The following is a 17,409-nucleotide window of genomic DNA, read 5'->3' on the forward strand; positions in this document are numbered from 1 at the left end:
TCAAACTACAACATGCCATCGGTCGCGAATTTCTGTGACCCATCTTTGGGCGTTCCATTCGTCATCAAACGGAACTGCGCCTTTTATTCTGGAAAATTTACGTTTTACATAGTACCCCTGTCCTGGCGGAAGTATTTTTAGTCCTCCAGGACTATTGGTGGATTCGGAAAAAGGAATTCTGAAGAACGATAAATCGTTGGAATCCAATGTTCCGAATAAAAATCCGTTTTGTGCAGCCTTGATATCGGTAAACCAATCGACGCCATACGTCGGGAAATCGGCCGGTACACCGGCAATGACAACATGTACCTTGCGGTCTCTTCCCTGTCTGACGATGGCAGACAGCTGGTCTTTCAAGGTGAAATCGGAAAGCTGCTTGCTGAGCACGTCAGCGTCATCAATCATAAGCAGGATAGTCGGATCTTCACTGTCTTTGGACCGGGTCTGAACCCGTTCATAAAGGCCTGAAATGAGCGGAGCCAAATCTTCCTCATTCTCCGCATGCCCACGGACATGCGGAAGATGGTTCATCCGACTCAGACCACTGCTTCCATAGCGCGTATCTACCGTATATAATTCCAGCTCATCCGGCGATGTATGATATGCAAGTGATAACATCCAGCTAAGGAGGAATGATGTTTTACCACCTTCCATCGGACTCGCCACAATAAAATGTGGTCCATCCTCCAGATTGATAACAAAAGGGGTCAAGTCATCCGTAGCCACCCCGACAGGAACCCGAAACTTCACCATTCCTGCTGATTCATAAGGCTTTTGTACCTTCAGCAGTTGATGGAGCGGAATCTTGTCCGGCAGTGACTCAATCCGTGGTGCTTCTTCCCCGTGCCACGCTGCCCGGTGAGTGCGAATCGTATCGCGGAGCGCTGCGGAACGGTCCCCCTCTTCCTGACCGGAAGCCGGCAAAGCCGTCTGAAATTCAAGCGGCGGCACCTGCCCTTTAACCAATCCTCTTCCTGGAGGAAGCTGGCTGGGAACTCTTGTTGGACGCCCCACTGCATAATAGTAATCAGCAGGATCGGCGAGTTCGTACGATACTGCTTGCGAGATATTGCTTCGGACCTTCTCGAACATATCCGAAATCCGGTTCGCCGTAATGACAAACATAATCCCCAGACTGCCGCCTTCTCGCAGCAAGTATTCAAGCATATCATTCTCATCCGGATAGGAGTTACGAAAATTCAAGTAACCGTCAATAACCACGACCAACTGCGGGACGGGGCCTGTGTTGCCCCGGCGGTAGGACGCAACAGTCTTCACACCTGCTTCAGCAATCATATCTTTGCGAGTCGCCGCCGTTTTCGTCAGAAAACGGAACAGGCGCTTGATACGATCCTCTTCCTCCGCCATCATGACTCCTCCGATATGAGGGAGCCCTGCAAAATCCCGCAGCATCCGGCCCATATCCACGATATACCCATGCCAAAAGTCCGGGGTATACCGATTGGCTAACGACATCAGCATCGTTTGAATAAAGGTGGTCTTTCCAAGTCCGGGCATGCCGTATACGGCCCAGTGGCCTTGCTCAAGATTGAGCATCAGCGGCTTCTGGCACTGGTTTGGCAGATCATCAACCATTCCAACATAGGACACAAGTGCCGAATCACTGAACAGATCTTGCTTCTGCAGTTCGGTCCCAGACGGTATGCTCTCCAGATCCAAACTCTCCGGAAGCGGTGGAAGCCAAGGCCCCTGAAGCCGTTCGATCCCTTGCTCCTTGGCCACGTCAGCTACATGATCGATAAACACCTGGAGCTGTTTTGGCACCTCCAAATGCGCTCCCAGGGAAGGATTAGAAGCAAGCAGAGGCTCCGACTTCCCGTTAATTCGCACCTCGCGAATAACCACTGCACCAGGCGTATCCCTCTCTTCAATGTAAGGAGCGCCGCTCCAGGCAAACTGCATTTCTTCAAACACTTCGTCGCTGCCCACCTGAAAATAGCCTCGTCCGGGCTTGTTAATCCAGGCTGCATTCGGAATCTTCAGCATATCACGGCTGTCGCCCTCGCTTTGTACCCGAAGACAGATCCGAAAGCGCGAGTTACTCCAAATTTTATCGTCCACGACGCCTGCCGGTTTCTGGGTCGCAAGAATCAGATGGACACCAAGTGTTCGTCCAATAGCGGCAATGCTGATCAATTCATCCATGAACTCCGGTTGATCTTTCTTCAGCTGTGCAAATTCATCAATGATGATAACGAGATGCGGGAGCGGCTCGCCATGGCGATTGCGCAGCAGCTTGTAGTACTCGTCGATATGCTGCAGATTTCCCGCATCGTTCAATATTTTCTGGCGGCGGACCAGCTCGGCTTTCAGCGACACCTTCGCACGTTCAATCAGATTGTTATCCAGGTTCGTTATGGTGCCTACTACGTGCGGCAAGTTAACAAACGTGTTGGACATGCCGCCGCCCTTATAATCAATAAGCATAAATGCTAGATCATGCGGGTGAAACTCGGAGGCCAGGGAGGCCACAATAGATTGAATAACCTCACTTTTCCCGGAACCGGTCGTTCCCGCAATCAGACCGTGCGGTCCATGACCTTGACGCTCTATTTTATCATGAAGATTCAAATTAATCTTCTTTCCGCCCGCCCGGACACCCATCGGAACGGGTAATGAATCCGGATATCGGTTCTGCTGCCAGCGTCTGTGCATATCCAAATCGTTGATTTTCTGTATATCCATCATCTCGAAAAGCGCCAAAACGCTAGGGATATCGGACGCAGAAGATCGCTTCAGCCGGATCGGCGCCATGTATCGAGCCAAGGCTTCAATCTGCTCCCTACTAATATGATGGGATTGGAAGGTTTGCTTGGAGACCGTGCCGTCCGCTTTCTTAATCGTGTACGCCGCCTGCTCCCGGTCAACCTCAACAATAAGCTGGCAGTGCATCGGCAAGCTTTCCTTGCGGTCGGACAAGATGATGGTAACCGCATCGGTCGCTTCGGCATCTTCCATCAGCAGAGGCAGCAGCGGTTCTTCCTCGATTAATTGGGTAGCAGATAAGATCACCACGTATGCCGGCGTCTCAATCGATTTCTTCCCATGTTCAGAGCGATTATTTTTACGCCGGTACAAGTGAGTAAATATTTCATCGGCAAGCTGATGGGCATTGCTCCGTCGATCCGCAAGATAGCGGCTGGAACGATCATCATCCCACGTATGAGGGAGCCAGCGCAGCCATTGCCACTCGCTCGCTTCTTTCTCTTCATAGAAAGCGGCGATCTTCACTTCATCGGGTGAGTGCCGCACAGCCGTTTGGGCCATCATCACGCGCAGCATATTTAATACGCGGTCTCTTCCGCCTACGATCCCTATTACCTTGGATTCGAATAACGGCAGCGCAATCGATGCATCGTCGACGGACTGAAATTCGGAAGACAGCAATTCGGCTGCTTCTATCAGAGGGTCCTTGTCATACCCATCCGCACGGGGTGGCTTTACGTTAATGTAGAACGGAACCTCTCCCTTGCCCACGCAAATCTCCAGAAAATCCTTATCTTCCAGGGAACGTTCCCACAAGCTGCTGCTCCGGTTCTTCACAACGTTGTAACACACGTCCGGATCGCCATGGATATCAAACAGAATGTGTACCTGATCCTCCTGCCGCTCCTTAAGCTCTTCCCGGTGCAGGTCAAGCTGTGCACGGTACTTCTGATTTCGTTCGGCCAGCTTCTTCTGATAAGTCTTCTTGTTGCTTAAATACATGAAGAACGGCAGCGTGTAGGAAGTCAGCATCATAAAGATGGTCAGTATCATGTAGTTGCTCCCCATTTTGCCGTTCGCGCTCATATAGAAATAGAAACCAACCATCGCAGCCGTCATAATAATCGGAATAATGATGGCAATCATAGAAAACGACGGTTTGCTTGGCTCGGACGGGGGTCTCAGAATCTCCATGTCTTCATTGGGTAAAGCCGGTCTAATACGCGGCGAACGTTGGTACAACACGTTCATATGTCACTTCCTCCTAATCCAGAGCGTCTGAAATGTACAATTATGTATTTTGCTGTTTCAATTAAAACCAAAGGGTTATTTACCCAATCTCAGCTTTCTTGAAACAACAATCTTCTGCCATAGACAGGAGCTTCCTCGGTGGTTGTTGAGAATGCCCGCTGTAAACGGATATAGGAGCCTTCTCTAAGTCCTGCTTCAACTAGGTTAGAATGGCCCCCTACCGTAAACCACAAGCCTTCCGGGAACTTTGCTTCCAATATATATTGAATCCCTTCACCCGAGGGTTCACGAAAAAGACGTAGCCCCAGCAGCTCATTCAACCGTTCAATGGAGCATTCATCGGGTACGTCGATATCAAACCAATCATCTTCATTTCGCCCGCTGATCACGGTGAGTATCATCTGGTTAACCTGCCTTTCCAAAAATGGTAATCCTTATGTTTATTCCATATGCAAAGTCCAATCACCTATTTCAATAGTTGCAAAAAATAGTTACATTATTGTAATAATATCATCCCAGGGTCAGTTCTGTCAATTTGTGTCATATTTCCTATTTCCTATTTTTCACGCGGCATTGTTAGTCCCGAGGGACTATTTATGTATTGATTATAGGTTAAATCCGGGTTTGTAGTCGGGAAAATATCGTCGTTCACAAAAATGTCACGCTCAGAAAAATGATGCTGATTAATTCTATGAATTTAAGGTTATTTTAAGATTGGCAATTTATAATGCAAATATCATGAAAAATCTTTCGTGAGGTGATTGATATGAAAACACTAATCATGTTCCAAAATAAGCCGGTTCCCGTATACTTTACAACGGATAACAAGCAGCCGGTACAGAAGGTGCTAAAACTGCTAACCAGCGCGCTTGACCATAAAATTCAAACCGGTAAAAACGCGCTGCAAAAATGCCTCAATTCCCTGATCAGCATTGAAATCGAGGGATCCGAGGCAATTCTTCACAGCAAAAGCGAAAACGACTCTCTTGCGCTATCTCTCTTTTAAAGAGGGGTAGCCCTTTTTTTGTTTAACTTCATTATAACCCGTAATGGCGATCCTCGGCTATCTGCGCTCTCTGAATTCGGATTTGAAACAATTTCACGAGATTTCTCCGCGTTGTGATCTCCTGACATCTGTCCAATTTTTTTAATATAAACCGATCGATGGACATACTGTTCATCCCTCCATTCTTCTTTTGGAAAAACGACCCAATGTTCTGATAACTTCTATTAACCGTGCCTTTTCAAGATTAAACGAGACTTTCTTTCGTTTAACAAAGCTTCTTATGATTCGACGATGTTCTGACGACAGCCCATTTTATAATCAGTACCTTGCATTAATCAGTACTAAGTGATATCTTATTCATAGACCACTACTGAATATTAATTACTACCTCATGTATACAGCATGAACATGGACTTATGAAAGGAGGTATCATCTGCCGTATGAATGTCAGTATTCAATTCAAAAAAGGCGTGCTTGAACTCTGCGTGCTTGTGTTAATCCATCGCAAGGACCAGTATGGCTACGAGTTGGCTCAAGCGGTATCGAGGCATATTGAGGTAGCCGAAGGGGCGTTGTACCCTCTCCTTCGCCGACTTGTTAATGAAGGCTATTGTACGACGTACCTCCAGGAATCGACCGAGGGTCCGCCCCGTAAATATTATAAGCTGACGCCTAGCGGAGTGATTTATATGAGAGCCTTGGTAAAGGAATGGCAAGCTTTTGTGGGCAATGTGACCAATCTGATAGAGGAAGGAAATTTGTATGACTAAAAAACAGTTTATTTCAATTTTGGAATCGCGTCTTGCCGCGCTTCCTCCCGACGAACGGCGGGAATTCATTCATGATGTGGCGTCCCATTTTGTCATTGGCATGCAGAATGGACGAACCGAAGAGGAAATCGCCCGTGAATTGGGAGATCCTTTTGAAATGGCCAAGGAAGCGTTAGGCGACCGGTATGTGGATATGGATATGCCTGTTCCGGCAGCGATCCGAAGACCGTCTTCTTTTGGAAAATATGCGTTAGGAGTCGGTTTGTTCTTCTGTGCATTGGTGGCAGTCCCCTTCCTTGCAGCATTATGGTCCGGAGGGGTCGCCATTGCTCTGGGAGCCCTGGCAACCTTGCTGAGCCCAGTGCTCGTTCTGATTGACTATATCGTAAACGGAACGTTTTATCCGGCCAAATTATTCTTATCCATCTCTTTGATCGGAATCGGCATCTTCCTCGGATATGCCACACGCTCAGCCATGGTTGGATTGTTATCGTTAACCTTGAGGTACTCCAGATGGAATACGCGTTTGTTGAAGGGACGTGACGCACAGTGAACAGAAAATGGTTGTTCAGTTTAGCAATCGCACTTATATTGGTAGGAATCATCGGCATGGCCTTGAACAAGTTTAAATTCGGTGAAGAGCTTGTCAGCTATCAGAATCGATGGGATCTGCAGGATGCCGTAAATTTGAAAAAATTAACTATTGCCAGCAATATTAATATCAGCTTCGCGTTTGAGGACAGCGGCGATTCGAACGGATATATCGCGTTTGACGGCAAATTAAAACCGGAGCATGTCGATATTCTTAAAAACTTTAATCCATCAGGCCCTGAGGTGAAATTGGATCTGACTACACCTTCCACTTTCCAGTTGATGAGTGTGGACTTTCGTTCACCGAAAGGAAAACTGTCCATTGTGCTTCCATCAAGCACAAAACTCGACGAACTCGATTTATCGACGCTCTCAGACAATATCCAGGTAAGCGGAGCTTCTTCCAAGATGATTGACATCTCCGTGAAGTCAGGCGACATTAACATGAGCGGAATACAAGCCGAGCAGTTAAGCGTTGAGAACATTTCAGGAAATATTCGCGGTTCTGACATCCGGGCATCCACCCAGATGGTCAATCATTCGGGAAATGTCGTGCTGAAAAATATGGAAGGTCCCGTCGACGTTGAGGTCACTTCCGGTAACGTAAACGTGGGATTGCTTGGCGTTTCATCGGTTAATATCCTGTGCAGATCCGGCAATGTGAAAGTGCAGCCTGACCCGTCCTTCCGGGGATTCTATGACCTTAAGACACTATCGGGAGACGTTTCAGCGCCGGAGTCACTGAAAGAAACAACCGATACCATCCAAGTGGAAACCTACTCCGGAAATATCGATATCGTACATTAAGACGTTGTTGACAAACGATCGAAATGAAATATACTATACTTTATAAAGTAAACTACACAACAAGGAGAGTTTTCATACATGTCTAATGTACTATTCATCAAAGCAAACAACAGAGCCATCGAACAATCGGTAAGCGTAAAAATGTACCATGCGTTTTTGGAATCCTTCAAAGAAAGTCATCCGGAAGACCAAATCACGGAGCTTGACCTTTTTGCAGAGAATCTTCCTTATTATGACGGCACAGCCATTAACGGTATGTTCAAAGCTGCTCAAGGATTGGAATCTACCCCCGAAGAGCAGGCAGCTGCTGCGAATGTAAGCAAATATCTTGACCAGTTTCTTGCTGCTGACAAAATCGTGCTCGCTTTCCCATTGTGGAACATGACCGTACCTGCCGTTCTTCATACCTATATCGACTACCTGAACCAAGCAGGCAAAACGTTCAAATATACGCCGCAAGGCGTTGTAGGTCTGGTGACAGGCAAAAAAGTCGTCATCCTGAATGCTCGTGGAGGTAACTATTCGGAGGGACCTATGGCCGCGGCTGAGATGGCAGTTAACTTCGTAATGGGTAATCTTCGTCAATGGGGCGTGCAAGATATCGAAACCCTCATCATCGAAGGCCACAACCAATTCCCTGACGAAGCGGAAATGATCGTTCAGAACGGTCTCGAGCTCGTTAAAAAGGCTGCTGCCGGTTTCTAATCGAACTTTTACCTATTAATACAACGTTTAGTTAATACAAAAAGCCACCTTCCACTGCTCAGGCAGTAAAAGGTGGCTTTTGTGTAATCCCGTTTAAACCTTTTCCCATTGGGTCCATAACTCGCGCGGGTTACGTGTATAGACTTCATGATCACGGCTCATATATTGATGAATGATAAATTCCCGCCGAATGGTCGCATAATCCGCATGATAACGCTTGATAAACGCATTGATGTCCTTTTCCGGATATTCTTTCCCTGCTTCAAGCTGCTCTACCAGATACTCCAATATGACGAGTTTCTTTTTGTACTGGGCCGGAATGGAACGCAGCGTTCCGTCTTTCGTTATAAAATTCCGGAGAACGGATGCCTTATAGGCCTCACTTGCAATTGGTTCCATCATGGTGTTCTTCCTCCCTTCTAAATAAATTTCACAATCATCTAATTTAATATTCATCTAATTAGATGATAATCAAATTTGAAATGTTTGTCAATCCCGTCAAATCTGGATTTATCCTTTTATTTGCTGTAGGATTATTATGCAGATCGATAGCGTAAGGTTATTACATAAGGAGGTTCACCATGCTCGACGTCTTAATTATCGGCGCAGGCCCATGTGGTCTCTCAGCTGCCATTGAATGCCGCAACCGGGGCCTCAGCTGCGAGATCATTGATAAACACAATGTAGTTCATTCCATTTATCTCTATCCAACGCATATGCAGTTTTTCAGTACGGCTGAAATGCTTGAAATCGGAGAAGTTCCGTTCGCGATATCGAATGATAAACCGTTTCGGCACGAGGCGCTGGCCTATTATCGCAGAGTTGCCAGACACTTTAATCTGAAGATCTCCCCATACGAAGAAGCTCTCACCATAACCAAGCAGCCTGACGGCAGCTTTCAGGTAAAGACCCAGCGCCGCGGCGGTGTAGAGTCCATACGAGAAGCCAAACACGTAGTCATTGCTACGGGTTATTTTGATCATCCGAATTATATTGGCATTCCTGGAGAAGACTTGGAGAAAGTCACCCATTACTTCCGGGAAGCCCATCCCTATGCTGGAATGAAGACCGCGATCATCGGCGGCAGTAATTCGGCTGTGGATGCTGCCATGGAGCTCATCCGTGTGGGAGCCGAGGTCACGATGGTATATCGGGGTGAGGAAGTTTCACAGAACATCAAACCTTGGGTACGTCCTCTGTTCGATAGTATGGTGCAAAAGGGACATATCCAGCTTCACCTGGACTCGCGTGTCGTACAAATCGCAGAGTCTTCCATTACCGTTCTTTCGAATCAAGGCCAGGAAACAATCATTGAAAATGATTTTGTACTGGCATTGACCGGATTCCGTCCTGATCGGAAATTGCTTGCCTCCTCCGGCGTTGAACTGGATGAAGACATGGAGAAGCCGCTCTATAATCCGGATACGATGGAGACCAATGTTTCGGGACTCTATGTCGCTGGTGTCATTGCATCCGGTCGTAATGCCAATGAGGTGTTTATTGAGTCAGGGAGACTACACGGTCGTTTGATTGCCGAGCACTTGGTCTCGAACGCTTAACAAAAAAGGAGCGATCCCCCATGGACGTAACTTCACTCATCCTGCTGGCAATGGCGGGAATTGGCATTATCAGCAGCAATTCGGCCGTGACGATTGCGATGCTGGCATTGCTTCTCATCCGTGTAACCGGCTTTCAGCAAGCATTCCCATGGCTGGAGAAATACGGACTGACGGTCGGCATTATCATTCTCACCATAGGTGTCATGTCACCGCTGGCCAGCGGCAAAATGAGCCTGCAAACGATCGGCGAATCCTTCCTGAACTGGAAATCTCTTTTGGCCATCGCCGTCGGCATGCTTGTCGCTTATCTAGGCGGTCGTGGTGCCACGCTAATGGGAAGCAATCCCACCGTGGTTGCCGGTCTTCTTGTTGGCACGGTACTTGGGGTCGCCCTATTCCGCGGCGTGCCCGTCGGGCCGCTCATCGCCGCCGGTCTGTTGTCCCTGCTCATCGGTAAATCGTGAGGAACAGGAACAGATGCAACCTTTTTTATAAATAACATAAATAGAACAATAACCTCCCTGCCGGTTCGTGAACGCTTGGGGAGGTTTATTTGTTCTATTAACAAGCCTCGTATCGGACGGATCATTACCATATATAGTCTATTTTATGGTATGATAGCTATCGTGTTTTAGCGATTTTTCCGTAATCCCTTATGAAATATGATGTATCAGGAGGTAACACAATTGTCTTCAACGAATACCGAATCGGCGGCTGCTCCGCTTAGGCAGCTTCCCATGCTGCTCTTCAGGCAGCTGAGGCCGAAGCAATGGACCAAAAATCTGCTCATATTTGCAGCCCCCCTCTTCTCGTTTGAAGTGGTAAATCCCGGCGTGCTCTTCGACACCCTGATCGGTTTTTTCCTGTTGTCCTTCGTTTCCGGCTGCGTCTATATTGTGAACGATTATGCCGATCGCGAAGCGGATCGCAACCATCCGGTAAAGAAATACCGTCCCATGGCCTCGGGTGCGCTGCCGCCCAAGCTGGCTATTGCATTCGGCGTGCTGCTGCTAATCGCTTCGCTGGCCGTATCTTATTTCCTAAATCCGCTGTTTACCGTGTTATTGGTGCTCTATTTTGCCATGAACGTAGCCTACTCCTTCCGGCTGAAGCATGTTGTCATCATTGACATCATGATTATCGCGGCCGGGTTCGTGCTGCGAGCCATCGCGGGCGGACTGGTCATCCACGTCCCGTTCACGCCATGGTTCCTTCTCTGTACGATGCTGCTATCGCTCTTCCTGGCGATCGGCAAGAGACGGCATGAGCTCCATCTGCTGCAGCATGACAAAGGCTCTCACCGCAAGGTGCTCGATCAATATTCGTTCGATCTGCTGGACCAGATGAGCAGCATTGTCACCACAGCAACCATCATCAGTTATTCACTGTTTACCTTTACGTCAGGCAGAACCGTTCACCTCATGTGGACCATACCGCTTGTCATATATGGGATGTTCCGCTATCTTTATCTGATTCATATCGAGAAAAAAGGCGGGGCTCCGGACCGGGTGCTCCTAGAGGACACACACATCCTGGTCACCGTGATCCTCTATGTCATCAGCGTTATCGGGATTTTAGTATACTTTGAATAATACAGAATTAGTAATTGAGGGAAATGATATGAAACATAAATTCGCAATCTTTGACATCGACAAAACGGTCATCCATACAGACTCCATGTTTCAGTTTTTAAAATATGGTATTCGAAAAAAACCGTCCACAGCACCCTTCATTCTGAAAGTCGTGCTGCATTCCGTGCTGTACAAGCTCCGTCTTCTGGAGGCTGAGAAGGCAAAGAGCGCTTATTTTCATGCGATGCGCCATATGGATGATGCCGACCTGAAACATTTTTACGAAACAGAATTAAAACCTGCCATCTTTCCGGCTGCGCTGAAGGAAATGCAGCAAAAAAAAAGCGAGGGTTATCATGTGCTGCTTGTAACGGCGTCCCCCGACGCTTACATGAGATACTTTGCAGAGCTTCCTTGCGTCGATACCGTGATCGCTACGAAACTTTCCGTACGGGAAGGACGCTTTACCTCGATGATTGAAGGAAACAATTGTAAGGGGGAGGAAAAAGTGAACCGGATTCAGCAGTACTTGAACGAGCGGCAACTGAGCATTGATTATGCAGCTTCCTGCGCTTACTCCGATTCCTTGTCCGACCTCCCTATGTTCGGGCTCGTCAAATACAAATATTTGATCAATCAGAAATCTGCTCAGGGATGCGAGGGATTAACATGGAACAGATAAAAGCGCAGAGCGCCCCGCGCCACCTGGGCAAGCTGTTCATGGTTCTATCGGCTTTTTTGACGGCTACCGGCCAGCTGTTCTGGAAATGGGGCCACGCCAACTTGATATACATGGGAATCGGTTTTATCTGCTACGGCCTCGGGGCCATTCTCATGATCAAATCGTTTTCATTGGAGAAGCTGTCCGTTGCCTATCCTCTGATGTGTATCAGCTATATTGTGGCTCTGTTTTATGGTGATTTTTTTCTGGATGAACCATTAACCCTGCAAAAACTGGCAGCCGTAGCCCTGCTTGGAATCGGGGTGACATTAACTTCCTATGAAAAATGACGGGTTCCTATACTTGCTTCTGCTCCTGATGACCTTACTCGGCTCACTGGGCAGCGTATTCTTCAAAGGATATACCGCAAACAAACAAATCAAGCTGCTGCTGATCGGTTTTCTTAGTTACGGATTGGGAGCCTTGTTAAACATATACCTTCTAGGAGAGCTTCCTTATACGCTGGTTATGCCGGCGAATGCACTTACGTTCCTGTGGGCGTTACTGTTTGCCAAACTGGTATTCAAGGAAACCATCGGGATCCGAAAAATCGCTGGCGTCGCCTTTATTATTTCCGGATTGCTCCTGCTGATCTGGTAAGCGAATGCCGCTTGGCCTATTTTCAGTACATATAATAGCAAGATGGGGGGAACGAAAAGCATGACTTTTTTCAGTTATTTATTTCGACATAAAAAAGATAATTACACGGCGATCGGCCTAAGCGTCTGTCTGGCCCTATGGTATGTGTTCATGAACCTTCCGTTCGTAGCCTACATCAAGGATCATGCAGCCGAGTTGATGCCTCATAGCCCATTCTATGGTGCGCCCTTTACGCTGAATCTGTTCAACTTCGATCCTTCAATGGAATATGGACCGGAAAATATCTCAATTATCCATCCGTTCATTAATTTCCTGACCAGTCCGTTAACAACGATGATCGGGAGCTCCAACCTCCCTTATCTTCTGATTCAATCGGTCCTGAACGCCTTTAGCGCAGCGCTGGTCTATTACATCGTCCGAAGAAGCGGAGCCAGCTGGTTGTTGTCTCTCGTCACGGCGGCTTTCTTTGGTATCAGCTCTTATTCGCTGTTCACGGCATTCATACCGGATTCCTACGCTTATGCGCAGTTTATGATCATCCTATCAGCCGCTTATTTGCACTATGGACGGCTTACGAATCGATTTGCCGTCATGCCGAATGCCTCCCAGGCCCTGATTAATTTCGGCATCACGTCTACGAATGTAGCTACGTTCGCAGGAGCACTGCTGATCAGCCAGTTCGATAGAAAACAAAAGGACACGTTTAAACGGTTTATCATGACTATGCTGGTTTTCCTGGGGATGGCGGTGATCGTAACTCTGCTTCAACACTTGCTGTTCTCAGGTAAATCGTGGATCGCCAACGTGTTTTCAAGCGTGCAGAACGGTGCGCTCAGCTATGTTTCTCCTTTTTCATTCGAGCACCATTCCCGAGTCTTCTACATGCTATTTGTAAGTCCCATCCTATCGCCTGAGCTTGCCATGATTGATCCGGGGATCGCTGCATTCGTGACGAATTTGGCCAAGCCGTATCCGATTCATGTCCATATCGTCGGTATCGGGATGCTTATCCTTGCGGTTCTATCCTTCATTAAGGGTATCCGCTCCCGCGATACCTGGGCATTTGGCATCTATATTCTGTTCGCGATTCTGCTGCACATCATCGTTGGGTTTGGTTTGGCTACGTATGCTTACGATCTGTACTTGTACGCAGGACATTATCTGTTTGCCCTGTTTGTGCTTGCAGCACTGTTTATTGCCAAAACAAAGAACCTCCGGATTCAACAAGCTCTGACCGGCATCATGGTACTGTTCCTGCTGATCACCTTGGTGAACAATATCGTATTACACAGGCAGACGCTGGACTATATTCAGACGACTTATGACACGGTGTTCAAGAATATCGAGAAATAAGCCTTTAAACACATCAAAAGACCCGTCCCCTGAAGCATGGCCGAACACCATGCCTTAGAAGGACGGGTCTTTCGTTAATCAATGGAATAAGAGAATATCAATTCTCCAAATGCTGCACGTTGTATAGTCTGGCATAACTTCCATCCAGATTCATCAGCTCGCCGTGCGTGCCTTGCTCTGTAATTCTACCATTCTCCAGCACAACGATTTGATCAGCATGCGTAATGGTAGAAAGGCGATGGGCCACGATCAATGTGGTGCGATTGTTGGACAAGGACTGCAGCGCCTGCTGTATCAGATGCTCGGACTCCAGGTCCAGCGCCGAAGTCGCCTCATCCAGCACCAGAATGTCCGGATCCTTGAGGAAGACTCTGGCGATGGCAAGTCTCTGCTTCTGCCCGCCCGAGAGCTTGACGCCCCGTTCCCCCACTTCGGTCTCATAGCCTTGCGGCAACTGGGTGATGAAATCATGCGCATTGGCGGCTTTGGCAGCGGCGACGATTCTCTGCTCATCCGCTTCCGGATTGCCAAACAATATATTTTCACGAACAGATCCGCTAAACAGGAAGTTGTCCTGCAGGACCATCCCCACCGATCCGCGCAGGCTGTCCAGCGTCAAATCCCTGACATCGTGACCGTTAATCTTCACCGCGCCCTGCTGTACATCGTAGAATCTCGGAATCAATCCAATCAGGGATGATTTGCCGCCGCCGCTCATGCCGACGAAGGCAACCGTCTGCCCCTGCTTGATGGTCAGGTTAATATCTTGCAGCACCCAGCCTGCGGCATCATTGTACTTGAAGCTTACGCGGTCAAACTCGATCTGTCCTGCTGTCTTGAGCGTTTTGGCACCCGGACGGTCCACGATGTCATATGGCTCGTCCATGAGCTCCTTGACCCGTTCCAGCGAAGCTGAAGCCTGTGTCAGCACCGTTGACGAGTTGATCAAGCGGCGAAGGGGCGCATACAGCCTGTCAAGATAACCAAAGAAGGCAACAAATGTACCTAATGTCAGATCTCCCTGAATCACCCGATATCCTCCATAACCGATAACCAGAATAGGCGCAATATCGGTGAGTGTGTTGATAATGGAGAAGGTGAGCGCATTCCAGCGGGTCTGCGCCATCGCTTTTTTCAGAAAATTGCCGTTGATGCCTTCGAATTTCTTCTGGTCGTACCGCTCCAGAGTAAAACTTCGGATAACCGAGATCCCTTGAATCCGCTCATGTAGGTACGCTTGGATGCCGGCGAGAGCCTGCGACCGGTCCTTAGTCAAGCGCTTAAGCCGCTTATACAGCAAATTCACCGCTAACCCGTAGAGAGGAAGAATCGAGATGGCAACCAGCGTCAGAACGGGATTCATGAAGAACATGACGATTAATACAAACACCAATGTAAACATATCCAGCCAGATGTTCATCATACCGACTTCTACCAGGTTCTTGGATTGTTCCACATCATTGATAAAGCGCGATATCGCCTCGCCTACCTTGGTATTCTGATAGTAACGAAGGGATAACCGCTGCAGATGGGCATACAGTCGATTACGCATATCGAATAAAATACGACTGGTAATGAACTGGGCAAAATACTGCCGCAAATATTCCACCGGACCACGTACAACGACAAACAGCACCAGGGTCCCGGCGAGAATCCACATCAGATCCTGGATTTTCTGTTCAATGGTCATCTGCTGGTTGATTAGCAGATCATCCACGACATATTTCATGATCATGGGCAGTAACAACGGGATTGCAAATTTGATCATGCCGATAATAAGGGTCAGGATGATCCACTTCATATATGGCTTAACGAACGGATAATAGATTTTCCATGATTTCAAAGGTGATAACAGCCCCTTTCTGAAGTAACATCCACGTGGTTGACAGGCGAAGAGCAGTTGACATTTATGCGCTTCAATGCTTTATTAGTTCTAAACTTATGAATTGTATCATGTCTTGCAGGAGGATTTAGTCATGACCAGAATTTTCGTGACGGAGGCCGTCATGCTGGCCATTTACGGTCAGCTGTTAGTACCACCTAAACCCGTCGAGTACATCATTCCGTACACTACCATTTTGGAATTATATGAGCTTCATACCACCGAGGAACATCTCATGAATAGCAGTGCTGATGACCAGCACGTCAAGATAAAGATTGGCGAATTGATTTCCTATTTTGAAGAACCACTGAACAAAAAGAAAATCGAGCGCGCTCTGCAGGTGCCTTGGTCCAAGAGCCCCACCATTCCCGTTAGTGAAACTACCCGGGTCTCGGTCATGAATACCATGGACACCGCACCCTATGGGGAATCCTTCGATCCTGTGGAAACCGAGCTGCTGCTGGCATCCCAAAGAGCCGCGGCTCCCATACTGACCGATCAATACGAATTGATTCAGCGTATCGTCGAAAGCGCTCTTCCCGTTCAGATCTATGATATCGACGATTTTGATTTTGCATTAGAGGTCCCGCTGTCCGGGCAGCCATAATGATCCTATGTACACACCTTCGCATGGCAAAAGGAGTCCCTCCCCCGGTTTGAATGGGGCAGGGACTCCTCATGTTGACCGAAAAAAATTCCCCGTGCGGGGAATTTAAGGCGTACAAACTGCCACCACTAAACGAGCCTCAGCTGTTCTTTTTTATCTTGTCCAGCAAGCGGACCGTGATCTCATCCATAACGGGCAATGCTTGAAAATCAAAATATTTAAGAGATACTTCCGTATTAGGGGACAAATGAATGGCACTGTGCAGGCCGGTTGCCGCATACACACCTATCACATAATACACTTCATCTCCACCTATTTGCTTCTTCATATACTCCGGACCCGACACAAGGTCCAAGAGTCGCATATCATCCGCTGTCTGGCCGCTCTCCTCCCACAGCTCTCTGGACGCTGTGTCTTCAAGAGCTTCGCCGGGCTTCAGGTTTCCGAGTGGAAGTCCCCACTCGTCCTTGTTCTGCCGCTTCAGGAGCAGAATCTCTCCGTTATCGTTCAGCACAAGCACCGCCGCTTTCACACGGACCACCGAGCGTTTGCCGATGTATTGGCGAATATCGCGGTGATATACGCTCATCTTGGGAACCTCCTTTCCCTAGATGGCGCTGCAGTCTCACATCAGGTTAATTCACTGCGCCCTCTTCTTCATAAATATACGAAATGTCATCCAAGGATTCCTCATACTTCACGCGTAGCGTATATCCCTCCAAATACCACAAATCCTGTTCTTCCATAAAAAATGTTACCTCTTCGGAATGCTCCGTCAGTCCCGCTTCTCTTGGTTCTTCTACCGAAATACCGAGCGAAAATCCGGGATGGAGACCGCCGCCTGAGCTATATCGTGGAAAGAAGCGAACGAACGTGCCTGACTGAAGATCAAGTTCCTTCTTGTACCAACGTGCCGCCTGGTCGCTGACTTGAATTTGCATGTGTCGTACACCCTCCTTAGACGTCATATTATGTTGACCCCTATCTTTTTGCAGACCGGAGATCTTAGGGACGGTATCTTATAAATAGTTGCAATATTATCATAACGCATACGCATGTTAGGATACAAATCATTTTGATAATAAAATAGTGACATAAGGTTCTATCCTACCTTCACTATCGAATATCTTGCTATGATCCTGAAAAATAAGTTTGACACATTCCAGTTCATGGTGATAAAATTCAGTCCATACGAGATCGATTTGAATAAATTGTAAATTACGAAGAAAGGGTGAGTGACATGTTTAAACTGTTTGCGA

General features: G+C 47.7%; 19 protein-coding genes. 13 read left to right on the top strand and 6 right to left on the bottom strand.

Going from position 1 to position 17,409, the window contains the following annotated elements; all coding sequences use genetic code 11:
• Both essC and MHH48_RS22545 read right to left on the bottom strand, forming a co-directional pair.
• On the bottom strand, positions 1 to 3,978 hold the full coding sequence (essC, locus tag MHH48_RS22540; protein WP_076322115.1) for a type VII secretion protein EssC: 3,978 nt from the start codon (positions 3,976 to 3,978) through the stop codon (positions 1 to 3).
• An 89-nt stretch (positions 3,979 to 4,067) separates the two neighbouring features.
• Positions 4,068 to 4,379: a hypothetical protein gene (locus MHH48_RS22545; protein ID WP_076322205.1), complete on the bottom strand. Its 312-nt coding sequence runs from the start codon at positions 4,377 to 4,379 to the stop codon at positions 4,068 to 4,070.
• A gap of 365 nt (positions 4,380 to 4,744) precedes the next feature.
• Between MHH48_RS22545 and MHH48_RS22550 the strand changes: the two genes are divergently transcribed.
• The 5 genes from MHH48_RS22550 (at position 4,745) to MHH48_RS22570 (ending at position 7,857) form a co-directional block, all read left to right on the top strand.
• Positions 4,745 to 4,984 (top strand): hypothetical protein, encoded by a 240-nt coding sequence (locus MHH48_RS22550; protein WP_076322116.1) that lies wholly within the window; start codon positions 4,745 to 4,747, stop codon positions 4,982 to 4,984.
• Between the two features lie 440 nt (positions 4,985 to 5,424).
• Positions 5,425 to 5,754 (top strand): PadR family transcriptional regulator, encoded by a 330-nt coding sequence (locus MHH48_RS22555; RefSeq protein WP_071220202.1) that lies wholly within the window; start codon positions 5,425 to 5,427, stop codon positions 5,752 to 5,754.
• Positions 5,747 to 6,307 carry a DUF1700 domain-containing protein gene (locus MHH48_RS22560; protein ID WP_076322117.1) on the top strand — a complete coding sequence of 187 codons (561 nt, stop codon included), beginning with the start codon at positions 5,747 to 5,749 and terminating at the stop codon, positions 6,305 to 6,307. Before MHH48_RS22555 ends, MHH48_RS22560 begins: the two co-directional genes overlap by 8 nt.
• Entirely contained in the window at positions 6,304 to 7,152 is an 849-nt protein-coding gene (locus MHH48_RS22565) for a DUF4097 family beta strand repeat-containing protein (protein WP_179090612.1), read from the top strand. The genes MHH48_RS22560 and MHH48_RS22565 overlap by 4 nt, the downstream gene beginning before the upstream one ends.
• A 78-nt stretch (positions 7,153 to 7,230) precedes the next feature.
• Positions 7,231 to 7,857 (top strand): FMN-dependent NADH-azoreductase, encoded by a 627-nt coding sequence (locus tag MHH48_RS22570; protein WP_076322118.1) that lies wholly within the window; start codon positions 7,231 to 7,233, stop codon positions 7,855 to 7,857.
• A 93-nt stretch (positions 7,858 to 7,950) separates the two neighbouring features.
• Here MHH48_RS22570 and MHH48_RS22575 read toward each other — a convergent pair whose 3' ends face one another.
• Positions 7,951 to 8,259, bottom strand: coding sequence for a DUF2087 domain-containing protein (locus MHH48_RS22575; RefSeq protein ID WP_256720487.1), 309 nt, complete (start codon positions 8,257 to 8,259; stop codon positions 7,951 to 7,953).
• A 179-nt stretch (positions 8,260 to 8,438) separates the two neighbouring features.
• Here MHH48_RS22575 and MHH48_RS22580 point away from each other — a divergent pair, with 179 nt between their 5' ends.
• The 7 genes from MHH48_RS22580 (at position 8,439) to MHH48_RS22610 (ending at position 13,661) form a co-directional block, all read left to right on the top strand.
• Complete coding sequence (locus MHH48_RS22580) at positions 8,439 to 9,416, top strand: YpdA family putative bacillithiol disulfide reductase (RefSeq protein WP_076322119.1); 978 nt, start codon at positions 8,439 to 8,441, stop codon at positions 9,414 to 9,416.
• A 20-nt stretch (positions 9,417 to 9,436) separates the two neighbouring features.
• Positions 9,437 to 9,880, top strand: a complete 444-nt coding sequence (locus tag MHH48_RS22585) for a DUF441 domain-containing protein (RefSeq protein WP_076322120.1) — start codon at positions 9,437 to 9,439, stop codon at positions 9,878 to 9,880.
• Between the two features lie 222 nt (positions 9,881 to 10,102).
• Positions 10,103 to 11,008: a decaprenyl-phosphate phosphoribosyltransferase gene (locus MHH48_RS22590; RefSeq protein WP_076322121.1), complete on the top strand. Its 906-nt coding sequence runs from the start codon at positions 10,103 to 10,105 to the stop codon at positions 11,006 to 11,008.
• Between the two features lie 28 nt (positions 11,009 to 11,036).
• Positions 11,037 to 11,669, top strand: coding sequence for an HAD-IB family hydrolase (locus tag MHH48_RS22595; protein WP_076322122.1), 633 nt, complete (start codon positions 11,037 to 11,039; stop codon positions 11,667 to 11,669).
• A complete protein-coding gene (locus MHH48_RS22600) occupies positions 11,657 to 11,998 on the top strand; it encodes an EamA family transporter (protein WP_076322123.1) in 342 nt (113 codons plus the stop codon). The genes MHH48_RS22595 and MHH48_RS22600 overlap by 13 nt, the downstream gene beginning before the upstream one ends.
• On the top strand, positions 11,988 to 12,308 hold the full coding sequence (locus tag MHH48_RS22605; RefSeq protein ID WP_076322124.1) for an EamA family transporter: 321 nt from the start codon (positions 11,988 to 11,990) through the stop codon (positions 12,306 to 12,308). The genes MHH48_RS22600 and MHH48_RS22605 overlap by 11 nt, the downstream gene beginning before the upstream one ends.
• A gap of 60 nt (positions 12,309 to 12,368) precedes the next feature.
• Complete coding sequence (locus tag MHH48_RS22610) at positions 12,369 to 13,661, top strand: DUF6080 domain-containing protein (protein WP_076322125.1); 1,293 nt, start codon at positions 12,369 to 12,371, stop codon at positions 13,659 to 13,661.
• Positions 13,662 to 13,758: 97 nt separating this feature from the next.
• On the opposite strand, the gene MHH48_RS22615 is transcribed toward MHH48_RS22610, so the two are convergent.
• Positions 13,759 to 15,504 (bottom strand): ABC transporter ATP-binding protein, encoded by a 1,746-nt coding sequence (locus MHH48_RS22615; RefSeq protein WP_076322126.1) that lies wholly within the window; start codon positions 15,502 to 15,504, stop codon positions 13,759 to 13,761.
• A 133-nt stretch (positions 15,505 to 15,637) separates the two neighbouring features.
• On the opposite strand from MHH48_RS22615, the gene MHH48_RS22620 reads away from it, so the two are divergent.
• Positions 15,638 to 16,150: an ADP-heptose synthase gene (locus MHH48_RS22620; protein WP_076322127.1), complete on the top strand. Its 513-nt coding sequence runs from the start codon at positions 15,638 to 15,640 to the stop codon at positions 16,148 to 16,150.
• 139 nt (positions 16,151 to 16,289) lie between these two features.
• Here the strand turns inward: MHH48_RS22620 and MHH48_RS22625 are convergent, their stop codons facing one another.
• Positions 16,290 to 16,739: an NUDIX domain-containing protein gene (locus MHH48_RS22625; protein ID WP_076322128.1), complete on the bottom strand. Its 450-nt coding sequence runs from the start codon at positions 16,737 to 16,739 to the stop codon at positions 16,290 to 16,292.
• A 46-nt stretch (positions 16,740 to 16,785) separates the two neighbouring features.
• The gene (locus MHH48_RS22630; RefSeq protein WP_076322129.1) at positions 16,786 to 17,091 is read right to left on the bottom strand and encodes a HesB/YadR/YfhF family protein; all 306 of its coding nucleotides are present in this window, start codon (positions 17,089 to 17,091) and stop codon (positions 16,786 to 16,788) included.
• Positions 17,092 to 17,409: the final 318 nt, after the last annotated feature.

The organism is Paenibacillus sp. FSL F4-0100 (assembly GCF_037993005.1).
GTDB lineage: Bacteria > Bacillota > Bacilli > Paenibacillales > Paenibacillaceae > Paenibacillus_AQ.